Origin of the sequence: Pseudarthrobacter sp. AL07 (assembly GCF_029960665.1) — a bacterium.
Classification (GTDB): Bacteria; Actinomycetota; Actinomycetes; order Actinomycetales; family Micrococcaceae; genus Arthrobacter.
Genome location: NZ_JASBRB010000002.1, coordinates 329,482 through 341,576, shown reverse-complemented (window position 1 = coordinate 341,576; position 12,095 = coordinate 329,482). Strand labels below are relative to the sequence as shown.

General features: G+C 63.9%; 8 protein-coding genes and 3 pseudogenes. 1 reads left to right on the top strand and 10 read right to left on the bottom strand.

Annotated elements, in window-relative coordinates; all coding sequences use genetic code 11:
• The 9 genes and pseudogenes from QK290_RS03530 to QK290_RS03490 all read right to left on the bottom strand — a co-directional run.
• A pseudogene (locus tag QK290_RS03530) lies at positions 1–520 on the bottom strand (hypothetical protein); the annotation flags it as partial.
• Between the two features lie 87 nt (positions 521–607).
• Entirely contained in the window at positions 608–1,507 is a 900-nt protein-coding gene (locus QK290_RS03525; RefSeq protein WP_282329325.1) for a hypothetical protein, read from the bottom strand.
• Positions 1,508–1,702: 195 nt separating this feature from the next.
• A complete protein-coding gene (locus QK290_RS03520) occupies positions 1,703–2,773 on the bottom strand; it encodes a Gfo/Idh/MocA family oxidoreductase (RefSeq protein ID WP_282329324.1) in 1,071 nt (356 codons plus the stop codon).
• Between the two features lie 34 nt (positions 2,774–2,807).
• Positions 2,808–3,241: pseudogene (locus QK290_RS03515) on the bottom strand (ATP-binding cassette domain-containing protein).
• 2 nt (positions 3,242–3,243) lie between these two features.
• Positions 3,244–3,877: pseudogene (locus QK290_RS03510) on the bottom strand (ABC transporter permease); the annotation flags it as partial.
• A 238-nt stretch (positions 3,878–4,115) separates the two neighbouring features.
• Positions 4,116–5,213, bottom strand: coding sequence for a sugar-binding protein (locus QK290_RS03505; protein WP_282329323.1), 1,098 nt, complete (start codon positions 5,211–5,213; stop codon positions 4,116–4,118).
• 51 nt (positions 5,214–5,264) lie between these two features.
• Positions 5,265–6,533, bottom strand: a complete 1,269-nt coding sequence (gene mmsB / locus QK290_RS03500; RefSeq protein WP_282329322.1) for a multiple monosaccharide ABC transporter permease — start codon at positions 6,531–6,533, stop codon at positions 5,265–5,267.
• 45 nt (positions 6,534–6,578) lie between these two features.
• Positions 6,579–8,135, bottom strand: a complete 1,557-nt coding sequence (mmsA, locus tag QK290_RS03495; RefSeq protein WP_282329321.1) for a multiple monosaccharide ABC transporter ATP-binding protein — start codon at positions 8,133–8,135, stop codon at positions 6,579–6,581.
• A gap of 130 nt (positions 8,136–8,265) precedes the next feature.
• Positions 8,266–9,456: an ROK family transcriptional regulator gene (locus tag QK290_RS03490; protein ID WP_282329320.1), complete on the bottom strand. Its 1,191-nt coding sequence runs from the start codon at positions 9,454–9,456 to the stop codon at positions 8,266–8,268.
• A gap of 208 nt (positions 9,457–9,664) precedes the next feature.
• Here QK290_RS03490 and QK290_RS03485 point away from each other — a divergent pair, with 208 nt between their 5' ends.
• Positions 9,665–10,459: a nitrilase-related carbon-nitrogen hydrolase gene (locus tag QK290_RS03485; RefSeq protein ID WP_282329319.1), complete on the top strand. Its 795-nt coding sequence runs from the start codon at positions 9,665–9,667 to the stop codon at positions 10,457–10,459.
• Here QK290_RS03485 and QK290_RS03480 read toward each other — a convergent pair.
• A complete protein-coding gene (locus QK290_RS03480) occupies positions 10,438–12,072 on the bottom strand; it encodes a PucR family transcriptional regulator (protein WP_282329318.1) in 1,635 nt (544 codons plus the stop codon). The two genes, QK290_RS03485 and QK290_RS03480, sit on opposite strands and share 22 nt — an antisense overlap.
• Positions 12,073–12,095: the final 23 nt, after the last annotated feature.

Here is a 12,095-nt window from a genome sequence, read left to right as displayed (position 1 = left end):
CTGCAGCTACGTAGGCGGTGGTTTCGCTGCCGTTGGTGCCGCCGAGGAGGGTGTCTCCGAGATTTACGTCGGCTGCTGCGGCGAGGTCAGTGGTGGTGCTGTCGGTGCCTAGGCCGTTGGTGCCGCCGAGGTTGGCGTCGACCACTGCAGCTACGTAGGCGGTGGTTTCGCTGCCGTTGGTGCCGCCGAGGAGGGTGTCCCCGAGATTAACGTCGGCTGCCGCGGCGACGTCAGCGGTAGTCGTGTCGGTTCCGCTGCCGTCAGTGCTGCCAAGAAGGCCGTCGCTGAGTCCAAGATTGGCGTCGACTGCAGCAGCGACATCCGCTGTACCCGACTGCGTTGGGCCACCCAGCAGACCCAACGACGTCGTGTCAACGGAGGCCGCCGCTGAGACCAGGGCGGATGCGGAAAGGTCCGGTCCGTTCGTTGTGTCCGCGGCGCTGGCTGCGGTGGCGCCGAAGGCCAGTAGCCCGCCGGCAAAGAGGGTGCTGAGCAGCCCCCTGCGAAGGTTGCAATTCATGATGTTCTCTCCTGAGAAGTTGATGTGGGGCGCTGGTCAGCGCCTTGAGGCCGTGTTCTGCCCATGAAGAAGGGCAGGAGGGCTCAACTAGTCAGGAGAGGAACCGGGGTCGAATGACACCGGTGACGGGGCATGGTCTGGTGATCCGCTGATGGGGAAGACCCCTAAGAGCGGCACGTTGAAACTGGCTTCGTCCAGCGAGGCGGCAGAGCCTGAGGCGCCGGAGGGCGAAGCGCCGCTCCCTGCGCCCGAAACAGGTCCTGCCGGGGCCGGAGCCGCAGGCGTGGAAGGATCCGTGGTCCAAGGGCTTTCCGCCGGGACTGAGTGCATGTCTGCGCTGGCGGGAACCGGCAGCGACGACGTTCCCGTGACGGCAAGCAAGTTGGCGGCAGAGCCGGGGGAGTTCGTGGCATCAGGTGTGACGTGCCCTGCTGCTGCTGCGGCGGCGTCCGTGACCGCCGAGATCTCGCCGGCAACGGCAATCTCTTCAAGCGGCAGCACCCCGGGCAGCGCTACCGGTGTGGACGGAACGGTCGCATCTACCAGGTCCACTACGGGCTTCAGAACAGGCTCAAGAACCGTTGCAGCGTCGGTGTGGGGCGGGGCGACTGTCTCAACCAGGTCATCTGCAGCGGCATCCACCAGTGCAGCAATCGGGACAGCCACGGCCGTGGCGGTGCCCGCCGGAACCACGCCATTGACCACAGGGACCGCGGCAATAAGCTGATCCGCTGTGCCAGCTACAGGCTGCAGGAGTCCGGTGGGTGAAGGAGACGGCGAGGGGGCCTCGAGAATGGGAGAGACGGCACCGGTCAACGGCGCGGTCAGGGTCGAAACCGCTGAGTTGAGGCCGCCCAGAACGGACCCGGAATCCTCCGAAGAGTCTGCCGTTGCGGCAGAGACGGAGAGTGTCAGCCAGGCAGCGGTTACCGCACCGGCGAGGAGCAGCGGCCGGAGCGCACGCCACGGCGAGAGGACATTAGCCATGCGTACCACCCCCAGTGCCGATAAGACCTACGCCTTGATAAGCGTAAGACTCCTGCGTGGAGCAAGTCTAGGAAAATGGCAAAATAAAACCAGCACACTTACTAATTTGTCACTCGCCCATCGATAACAGACTGGCGAGCGTCAAACATGTTTACAAAAGAAGTCACAGCCCTGAAGCGGGAAGAATCCGGTACTTCAGTGGGCATCGTTCGGGTAGCTGACGCCCAGTTGCCCGCGCACTCCGTCAAAGAGCCGCATCGTTTTGATGGAATCCTCCAACGGCATAACGGGACTCTCCGTGAGCCCCTGCTGGATGCAACGGGTCACCTCGCGCAGTTCGTAGGTATAGCCGATGCCAACCACGTCGAACGTTTCCGTGCGCAGCCCTTCCCGGCCGATGCCGATCACCAGCTCCCGCGGATTGTTGATTGAACCCACACTCTGGAGGTAGCCCAGGCTGCCCGCCACGGTGGCCGTCCGCGGACCGTAGGCCAGGAGCGAGGACGTCAGCTGGGCCTGGGCCCCATGGTTGTAGCCGAGCGTCAGAGCATTCTGGGCGTCCACGCCGTCGTCATTAATGAAGCCGGTGGCACTGACCGTCTGCGGGAAGCCCAGCGTACCCACCGCCCACAGCAGCGGGTAGACCGAGATGTCCAGGAGGGCGCCGCCACCGTCCTGCCTGGCCCACAGCCTGGACGTCGGGGAATACGGCGCTGGAAAGCCCAGGTCAGCGGTCACCCAGTGCACGTCCCCGAGGTCCCCGGACGCGGCAATCTCGAACGCCCGCTGCATGCCCGGGAGGAAGCGGGACCACACCGCCTCCATGAGGAAGAGCTTCCGTTCCCGGGCAAGCGCGACGAGCTCACTCGCTTCCCTGGCATTGATGGTGAACGCCTTTTCGCACAGGACGTGCTTGCCCGCGTTGAGCGCAGCGAGCACAATCTCGTGGTGCTGGGCGTGCGGTGTGGCGACGTAGACGACGTCCACCGACTCATCGGCGAGCAGCCGCTGGTAGCCGGGTACGCCGTCGTCGTCCCCGTACGCTTTGGCGAAACCGTAGTCCATGGCGAATTTCTCCGCCGTGCCCTGTGAGCGGGAACTGACGGCGCAGAGCTCGGCGTCAGAAAGCAGTGCCAGGTCCTGCGCGACTGAGCGCGCGATCCCGCCGGTGGCTATGACGCCCCACCGTAGGCGTTTTCCGGTGGCAGACCGGGGATCCGGATCGGACTGGCTGGACAGCCACGGTGTGGCAATGGGCGCGCTCATGGTGCCCATCCTCTCATTCAGACCAGTCCGGGCGTCAGACCAAGGCGCGCCCCGGTTCTTCCGTCAGCCTGCCCTGCTGGAGCCTGAAGCGGCGGTCCGTCTTGTTGGCCAACGCCTTGTCGTGCGTGACCACAAGGATGGTGGTGTTGTGCTCACGCCTGAGCGAGCTGAGCAGTTCGATGATGTGGTCACCGGTCTGCTCGTCCAGGTTGCCGGTGGGCTCGTCAGCGAGGATCAGCTTGGGTTCGTCCGGCATCCCGGCCAGGCTCACGCCGTTGACGACGACGTCTCCGCTGGTCGGTTTGTCCAACGCACCCAGGAGGGACAACAGGGTGCTCTTGCCGCTGCCGCTCTTGCCGACAATGGACGCCAGCGTGCCCTGCTCCAGAACAAAACTGACGTCGTTGACCGGCTTGATGGTGCGGTCACCGGCGTTAAAGTGCGGACCAGGTTCTTGACTTCAATCATGGCTATTCTCCTCGCAGGACTTCGATGGGACGGATGCGTGCCGTGAGCAGTGCAGGGACCAGCGTGCCGATGATGGCAACGCCGACCACCGCTACGATCCCGGCGGCGCTCGCGGACCAGCATGACCAGGATCAGCAGGATGATCAGTCCAGCGGTGCCCAGGGCTGCGACGAAGGCGATGAAGGAGGTGTTCTTGACGCTGCCGAGCGAGCTGACGGCCGACTCCAGGTTCTGGCCCTGGGTGACGTCGGCCTTGTCGGTGCCAAGGGCAGACTCAAGCGCGGTCTTGGCGGTTTGGAGGTTTTCCATGCTGTCCACCGTGACGATCATCGATGACAGCTCGCCCGGCAGTTCCGTTACAGTCTGGGCCGTGGGGAGGGTCAGGTACAGGGTGTTGTTGCCGAACGTGGTGCCGGAATCGAGCAGGCCGGCCACGGTGAACGTCTGGTCGTTGATGGTGAACGTGGAACCGACGGCCAGGTTGTTCTTCTCGGCCAGAGTGGTTCCCAGGAGGGCGTTGGCGGATTCAGCCGTGTAGTCGCCGAGCCCGGTGCCTTCGGTGATGGTCAGGGCCTTGCCCGTGCTGTCCACTTCGGCGCCGATACCGGTTGCGGTGATGGGAAGCGAGCGTACAGGTAGGACCTGGGCCGGGGGAAGGCCGGCATCTGCTCATACCATCGCGGCCGGGCCTGTGCAGGAAGACGGCCGAAGCTGTGTTTGGGCTGTGAAAGGCGCCGGGCAGTGAGAGAGCGTTAGTGAAAAGCGTGCATTAAGTGAGAGAGCGTTGGGACGCGGAATGCCCCGGCTCCCTGTGGGGGAGCCGGGGCATTCCATGTATTCCTGTGGTGACCGGTGGACCGCTTTACTTACCGCGTTACTTGGTCAGCGGGCCAAGTACCGGATCGTCCACGTAGGCCGTCTTCACGTTGGCGGCGGTCACGATGACCGGCGGCAGCAGGAAGGCAGGGACGGTCTTCACCGTGTTGTTGTAGGACTTGGTGTCGTTGACCTCAGGCGTCTTGCCTGCCTGCAGGTCCTTAACCATGGTGATCGCGTGCTCAACGAGCTTGCGGGTGTCCTTGTTGATGGTGGAGTACTGCTCGCCGGCAAGGATGGACTTGACGGATTCAACTTCCGAGTCCTGGCCGGTGATGATCGGCAACGGCTTGCCGGCGGCCTTGACGGAGGTCAGGACTGCGCGGGCCAGGGTGTCGTTCGGGGACAGGACGCCGTCCAGGCTTGCGGTGGTGTAGCTGCCCGTCAGCAGGGTGTCAGCGCGGCGCTGGGCGTTCTCTGCCTTCCAGCCCTGGGTGACGGCCTGTTCAAAGGTTGTCTGGCCCGAAACCACTTTGAGGGTGCCGTCGTCGATCTTGGGCTTGAGGATGCTCATGGCACCGTCGAAGAAGACCTTCGCGTTGGCATCATCCGGGGAACCGGCGAAGAGCTCGATGTTGTACGGGCCCGTGGGCTTTTTAGCCTTCATTCCGTCCAGCAGCGCCTGGCCCTGCAGCACACCCACCTTGAAGTTGTCGTAGGCCACGTAGTAGTCCACGTTCGCGGTGTTGAGCAAGAGCCGGTCATAGGCAATGATCGTGGCGCCGGAGTCCTTGGCCTGCTGCAGCTGGGTACCCAGCTGGGCGCCGTCGATGGCACCGACAATGATGACCTTGGCGCCCTTGGTGATCATGGCACTGATCTGGTTCTGCTGTTCAGATACGCCACCGTTGGCGAACTGCACGTCCGCCTTGAAGCCGGCACTGGAGAGTCCGTCATTGAACAGTTTTTCCGCCAGGACCCAGTTTTCGCTGGTTTTCTGCGGGAGCGCCACGCCGATCGAGGAGTCCTGCGGGAATCCTGCTGCGCCTGAGGCGCCGCCGGGGGTGGTGGGTTCGGTGCGGCCGCAGGCCGTCAGCGCCAGTGCTGCGATGGCGGCGATCGCCGCTACCTTTCCTGCTTTACCAATCATTTGCATTGCTTGGTTCTCTTTCTATAGATGGTGTGGGGGGAAACGTGGGGGAGCCGATCAGGCTTCGCGGTGGATGACGTCTTTGGTCCGTGTCGTCTCGTCGGGCTTGATCTCGTTGTTCCGGCCGAAGTTCTTCATCATCAGGCCGATGATGGACTTCTTGCCCTGGGACTTGTTGTAGACATCGAAGGCCACAGCGATCAGCAGGACGAGGCCCTTGATGATCTGGGTCAGGTCGGCGCCGATGCCGAGCAACTGCAGGCCGTTGTTCAGGACGGCCATCACCAGGCCACCGACTATCGAGCCGATCACGGTGCCGACGCCGCCGGTGACTGCCGCGCCGCCGATGAACACTGCCGCGATGGCGTCCAGTTCCCAGCCGACGCCGTCGAAAGGCCCGGAAGCGGTGGAGCGGCCAACGAAGATCATGCCTGCAAGGCCGGCGAGGACTGACATGTTCATCATGACCAGGAAGTTGATCTTCTTGGACTGCACGCCGGACAATTCGGCCGCATGGCGGTTGCCACCGACTGCATAGACGTGGCGTCCGACGATCGTCTTGGAGGAGACGAAACCGTAAATCAACACTAGGAGCGCCAGGATGAGCCCCGGGATGGGGAACGACGTGCCGGGACGGCCGGTAGCGAACAAGTACGTGGCGAAAAGGATGGCGCCGCACACCAGGACCAGCTTTGTGATTACGACCCAGGCTTCGGGGACGTGGGCGCCGATGGCCTTGGCATGGGAGCGGGAGCGCACGGCACTGAAGATGACGAACGCAACTCCGGCGAGGCCAAGCAACAGAGTGAGATTGTTGAAGCCGGTGTCCGGCCCCACCTCCGGGAGGTAGCCGGAGCCCAGATACTGGAAATCGCGGGGGACCGGGATGGTATTGGACTTGCCGATGAACTGGTTCAAGCCGCGGAACAGCAGCATGCCTGCCAGCGTCACGATGAAGGCGGGGATCCCGACGTAGGCCGTCCAGAAGCCTTGCCACATCCCGATCAGCGCGCCCAGGGCCAGGCCCAGCAGTACACCGGCGTACCAAGGAATTCCCCAGTCCCGCATGGCCATGGCCACGGAAACGCCCACGACGGCGGCGACGGAACCGACGGACAGATCGATGTGTCCGGCGATGATCACCAGCACCATGCCGATGGCCAGGATCAGGATGTAAGAGTTGCCGTTGAAGAGGTTGATGACGTTGCCTGAGGTGAGCGTATTGCCGCCGGTGGCCACCTGGAAGAAGATGATCAGTGCCACGAGGGCAAAGATCATGCCGAATTGGCGGGTGTTGCCGCCAAAGAGCTTCTTTAACGCGTTCATTGTGTCAGTCCTTGTGTCTGGAAGGGTCTGGAATGTTCCAGAAAGTCAGGCGGCCTTGCGGGCGGAGGTCATCAGTTTCATCAGGCTTTCCTGGCTGGCTTCCTCCTTGTTGAGGACACCGGTGATGGCGCCCTCAAAGATGGTGTAAATGCGGTCCGAGAGGCCCAGCAGCTCCGGCAGCTCGGAGGAAATGACAATGATGCCCTTTCCTTGGTTCGCCAGCTGCTGGATGATGCCGTAAATCTCGTACTTTGCGCCGACGTCGATCCCCCGGGTCGGTTCGTCAAGGATCAGCAGGTCCGGATCGGTGAACATCCATTTCGCCAGCACCACCTTCTGCTGGTTGCCGCCCGAGAGCTTCGCGACGCCTTCCTCCACAGACGGAGTCTTGGTGCGCAGAGACTTCCGGTAATCCTCGGCAACGGCAAATTCCTGGTTGTCATCGACGACCGAGCGCTTGCTGATCTTTTCCAGGTTGGCGGACACGGTCGTGGTCTTGATGTCGTCGAGCAGGTTCAGCCCGAGCGACTTCCGGTCTTCGGTGACGTAACCCAGGCCGGCGTCGATGGCCTGCCGGACGCTCTTCAGGGTGATTTCCTTGCCCTCTTTGTAGAGGTGGCCGGAAATGAAACGTCCGTAGGACCGGCCGAAGATTGACCTGGCAAGCTCGGTCCGGCCGGCACCCATCAGGCCGGCAAAACCGACGATCTCACCGCTGCGGACGTGGAAGTTCGAGCCCTTGCAGACCAGGCGGTCCTCGATCTGCGGATGGCCCACGGTCCAGTTTTTGACTTCGAAGAGCACGTCGCCGATTTTCGGTTCATGTTCCGGGAAGCGTGACTCCAGGGTCCGGCCGACCATGCCCTTAATGATCCTGTCCTCGTCGACACCGTCGGCTTTGACATCAAGGGTCTCGATCGTCTTGCCGTCGCGGATGATGGTGATGGAGTCCGCGATCTGTTCGATCTCGTTGAGCTTGTGCGAGATGATGATTGAGGTGATCCCCTTGCCCTTCAGGCCCAGAATCAGGTCCAGCAGGTGCTGGGAGTCGGACTCGTTCAGGGCCGCCGTGGGCTCGTCAAGGATCAGGATCTTCACGGACTTGTTGAGCGCCTTCGCGATTTCCACGAGTTGCTGCTTACCGACGCCGATTTCTTTGATCGGGGTGTCCGGATTCTCGCGGAGCCCGACGCGGGCCAAGAGCTCGATGGAGCGGCTGCGGGCCTCATCCCAATTGATGACGCCACGCTTGGTGGGCTCGTTGCCGAGGAAGATGTTCTCCATGATGGAGAGCTCCGGGATCAGGGCGAGCTCCTGGTGGATGATCGCAATTCCGGCGTGTTCGCTTGCCCTGATGTCCTTGAATTGCTGGACTTCGTTCTGGTAGACGATGTCGCCGTTGTAGGTGCCGTGGGGGTACACGCCGGAGAGGACCTTCATGAGGGTCGACTTGCCTGCGCCGTTTTCGCCGCAGATGGCGTGGACTTCTCCGGCCTTGACCCGGAGGCTGACCCGGTCGAGCGCCTTGACTCCGGGGAATTCCTTGGTGATGGAACGCATCTCGAGAATGATCGGATCGCTGTGTGTGGTGTGGGACGTCATATGCCCTTACGCCTCCCATGGTGACTTCTTTGTCCGCCCAGCAAAGCGCAAGGTGGTCTGATGGAAAAGTAAACTGGATCACACCGGTTATCGTCAAGTCTTTAACGCAACTTCGGGGATAACGAAACGGCTACGTACGCCGGATGCCGGCGTACTGGAACACCAGCGCGGCTGCTCCCAAAGCCTCCGCGCGGTCCCCGAGGGAAGACATCGTCAGTGTGGTAGTCTCGCCGATCACCGGTACCGCATGCCGGATCAGCCCCCGTCGAATGGGGGCGAGCAGCAGCTCACCCAGGCCCGCGAGCGGGCCTCCCACCACGATGACTTCAGGGTTGATCAGGTTCGCCACATTGCCCAGGGCGCGCCCAACTGCCAGGCCTGCATCGTCCACCACGCGCAGTGTTGCGGAGTCGCGCGCCAGGGCCTTCCGGACGATGTCCGCAGGCGTGAGGGGTGGGTCTTCCCCGCGGCCGAGGAGCTCGATCATAGTGGTAGTGGAGGCAATGGTTTCCAGGCAACCGCGGTTGCCGCAGCGGCACACGAGGCCTTGTTCATGAATGGTGGCATGGCCGATTTCCCCGGTGATGCCCACTGTGCCGTAGTAGGGGGCACCGTTGAGGATCAGGCCGGCCCCAATGCCGGAGCCGATCTTGAGGAACATCAGGTTGCTGACCCCCGTATGCGGCCCCCACGTGACCTCCGACCATGCGCCGAGATTGGCGTCATTGTCGACAAAGATGGGGATTTTGAGGGTGTCCTCCAGATGTTGGAGGATGTTAATGCCCACCCATTCCGGGAGGATGGCGCCCTGTGCGACGGTGCCGGTCCGGCGGTCGATGGGTCCCGGGATTCCGACGCCGGCACCTACCACCAGGCTCCGGTCCACGCCGCCTTGCTGGAGCAGTTTATCCAGCAGTGCAACAGCCGCCTGGATGCCTTCCTCGGCCTGGTGGCCCAAAGGGAGCAGGACGGATTCTTCGGCGATCACGTGGTAGCTCAGGGACGCCAGGACGACACGGAGATGCCGCCTGCCGAAGTCGATACCCACTGCCACCGCGCCGTTGCTGTTGAGTCTCACGTTGAGCGCCCGCCGGCCGGAGCTGGTGATCGGTTCGGTTGACGCCAGGCCCGCATCCTGCATGATTTTGACGATGTTGGACACCGTTGCGGTGGACAGCCCGGTCTGGCGCGCCAGCTCGGCCTGCGTGGACGGGCCGCTCATGAGGGTCTCGATGATCCGTTGCTGGTTCAGTTGCCGGAGGGCTGACTGGGATCCCGGATTGTTTGGCTTGCTCCTCGTCGAGCGCGGTGTGGCGGACATGAAAAGAAGACTGCCCTACATTGACCGTTGTAGTCAAGAAGTTAACGCAATATGCCTGCCGGATGAGTCAACAAGATAGGACGATCCGTCCCTGCTGTGGCTTCGGCCGGTGCAATTGGCCCCCGATGTCGTTCACGGCCGGAGGTTAGGCTGGACAAAGCGGACGCATCCTTCCTGCGGCCGTCCCGACTCATGTGAGGTGGTAACGGTGCTGCTGGCCCTGATGCAGGCAAACGCCCGCGTACTCGACGTCGATGCTAACTGCGCTGCCCTGGATGCGGCGGCCCGGACGGCCGCCGCGGCAGGCGCAGCAATCCTCGTCACGCCTGAACTGTTCCCCGTGGGCTACGCCCCGCTGCGGCTCCGCGCGGAACTGGAGCCCTCCCGGCTGCCCGCCATCAGGGAGGCGCTGGCCGGGATCGCGCGCCGCCACGGGATCGGACTGGTCTACAGCCTGCCGTCCGTCACGGACGGGGGCAGCTGGCACATCACCTCCACGCTGGTGGACGGTTCGGGTGCTGAGCTTCTCACCTACGCGAAGGTGCACCTCTTTGGTGATGACGAACGCGCGGCGTTCAGCCCCGCCGAGGCGCGTCCCGCCGTCGTCGATTTCAACGGATTCCGGACGTCGATGGTGATTTGCTACGACGTGGAATTTCCGGAAACGGTCAGGGCGGCGGCACTGGCTGGGGCAGAGCTGCTCCTGGTGCCCACCGCCCTGGCGCACGGCTTCGAGACCGTTCCTCAGGTGTTGCTCCGCGCCCGGGCCCTGGAAAGCCAGGTGACCATCGCCTATGCCAACCACTCCGGAATCGAGGACGGCTGTGAATTCCTGGGCGGTAGCGTCATCGCCGGGCCGGACGGCTCGCTGCTGGCCGCGGCGGGACCGGGAGCCGAACTCCTGTATGCCGAGGTGGATCCGGACTCTGCCCGAAATGCCCGTGACGTGGTGCCCTATCTCCTTGAATGCCGCCCGGAGCTCTACCGGTCCTGGGGTATCTGAGGCCCCCCGCCCTCAAGGCCGTCCACGTACTGCAGCGCTATCCACAGTTCAGCCCGCACTTGGGCGGAGCCCAGGTCCATGGCCAGCAGCTCGGCCAGTGCATTGATCTGGCGCCGCACGCTGTTCCGGTGCATCCCGAGGGCTTTGGCGGTGGCATCCCAGTTGCCGTTTTCGCCCAGCCATGACTTCAGGACGATCAGCTGGGAGTTGCTGCGGTCAGGCTCCTGCGCCAGGACCGGTTCCAGCAGCCGGGCGGCAAGCATGGTGCCGGCGCTGCGGCCCAACAGTCCCGCGACTGACCACGTGACGTCATCCACTCGCACGCTTTCTCCGCTTGCCTGGACGCGGGATCGCAGCGACGCCGCACGCTGATAGGCGGCAGGAAGGCCGGCCATTTCGGTGGGTTCGCCCACCACCAAACGCCAGCCCAGGTCCTCCACCTCGTGCAGCAGCGTGTCGTCCACTTTGAACCGCGTGACGGCGGCAAACCCGTAGTCCGTCAGTTCCACCATCTTCGTGTCGAACAGCCTGCGCCACTGCAGCAGTTCCCGGACCGGACCGTCCGCCGACGCGGTCGGCGCAACATCCGCGCGGACGCCCTGAACCACCCTCAGGGCACCGGACCGGGTTCCGGAAACGCTTTGGGCCAGGAGGTCCCTAAGGACGTTCAGCCGACGGCTTGATCCGGAGGCCAGGCTCTCGGGACGCAGCAGGAGTGCCGTTGCCAGCTGGCTGGGGGCGAGCGAGCCGCTGGTGCGTTGTCGCACCAGCAGTTCCAGCAGCCCCACCACCGAGGACACCACGCTGTTCTGCGCCGGGGTCAGCGGCTTGTCCGTGCCCAGGATGAGAGCCCCGAGGGTGGCGTCCTTGGTGCTCCGGAGGGGATGGCTGAAGACGAAGGCCGAACCGTCCGTCGGAAACGAGTCTGTCTCCACCCGCGGGCCGTTTCCTGCCAGCAGCCGCTTGAGCATCGGTTGCAGGGCAGAAGGCTCGACGGCGGCGGCAGGGCCGGTCCCGCCGGTCCCGGCCGCTGCCGCACGGGCCCGCACGCGTCCGTCCGCCCCGAAAAGCTGGGCCCACACCGGAACCTGCTGTGCCAACGCGGACAGGAGCTCGTGCTCGGGCCTGGCCGACAGCACAGCCCGCATCAGCCGCCGATTGGTCTCCGCCAGCTTGCGGAAGACCCGGGCATTTCCGGATTCCAGGAGCTGGGAGAACTCCAGGCCGACAGCGGCGAAGGGGAGGCTGCTGGGGATCTGCACCAGGGTGAGCTGATGGGTTTGGCAGGCTGACAGCACGTGGTCCGGGACGTCGTCGAAGTAGGGCTCGAGGCCAAATCCCAAGGCGGCGACGCCTGCGCCGACCAGCCGCCGGACGTACGCTTCCGCCCGCTCCTTCGTGCCGCCGTCGTCCAGGAACGGCAGTCCCGCCGTGAGGACGAATTCCCCGTCAAGCAGGTAGGGCGTGGGATCCTCCAGTTCGCTGGGTTCCACCCAGCGCAAGGGAGCGCTGGAGTTACCAGCATCGTGCAGGACCCTGAGGTCCCGGGGGAGTGCTGCCAAAAACTGGCCCAGGGTCACCGCATCCAGATGGTCCGCGGCATCAGGCAGCACGGAAGGAGTCCTGGCCGACGTGT

What these genes read in the sequence shown, in the direction of transcription:
- QK290_RS03505 (WP_282329323.1), bottom strand. Translation starts at nt 5,213, where the DNA reads ATGCAAATGATTGGTAAAGCAGGAAAGGTAGCGGCGATCGCCGCCATC.
- mmsB (WP_282329322.1), bottom strand. Translation starts at nt 6,533, where the DNA reads ATGAACGCGTTAAAGAAGCTCTTTGGCGGCAACACCCGCCAATTCGGC.
- QK290_RS03525 (WP_282329325.1), bottom strand. Translation starts at nt 1,507, where the DNA reads ATGGCTAATGTCCTCTCGCCGTGGCGTGCGCTCCGGCCGCTGCTCCTC.
- mmsA (WP_282329321.1), bottom strand. Translation starts at nt 8,135, where the DNA reads ATGACGTCCCACACCACACACAGCGATCCGATCATTCTCGAGATGCGT.
- QK290_RS03520 (WP_282329324.1), bottom strand. Translation starts at nt 2,773, where the DNA reads ATGAGCGCGCCCATTGCCACACCGTGGCTGTCCAGCCAGTCCGATCCG.
- QK290_RS03490 (WP_282329320.1), bottom strand. Translation starts at nt 9,456, where the DNA reads ATGTCCGCCACACCGCGCTCGACGAGGAGCAAGCCAAACAATCCGGGA.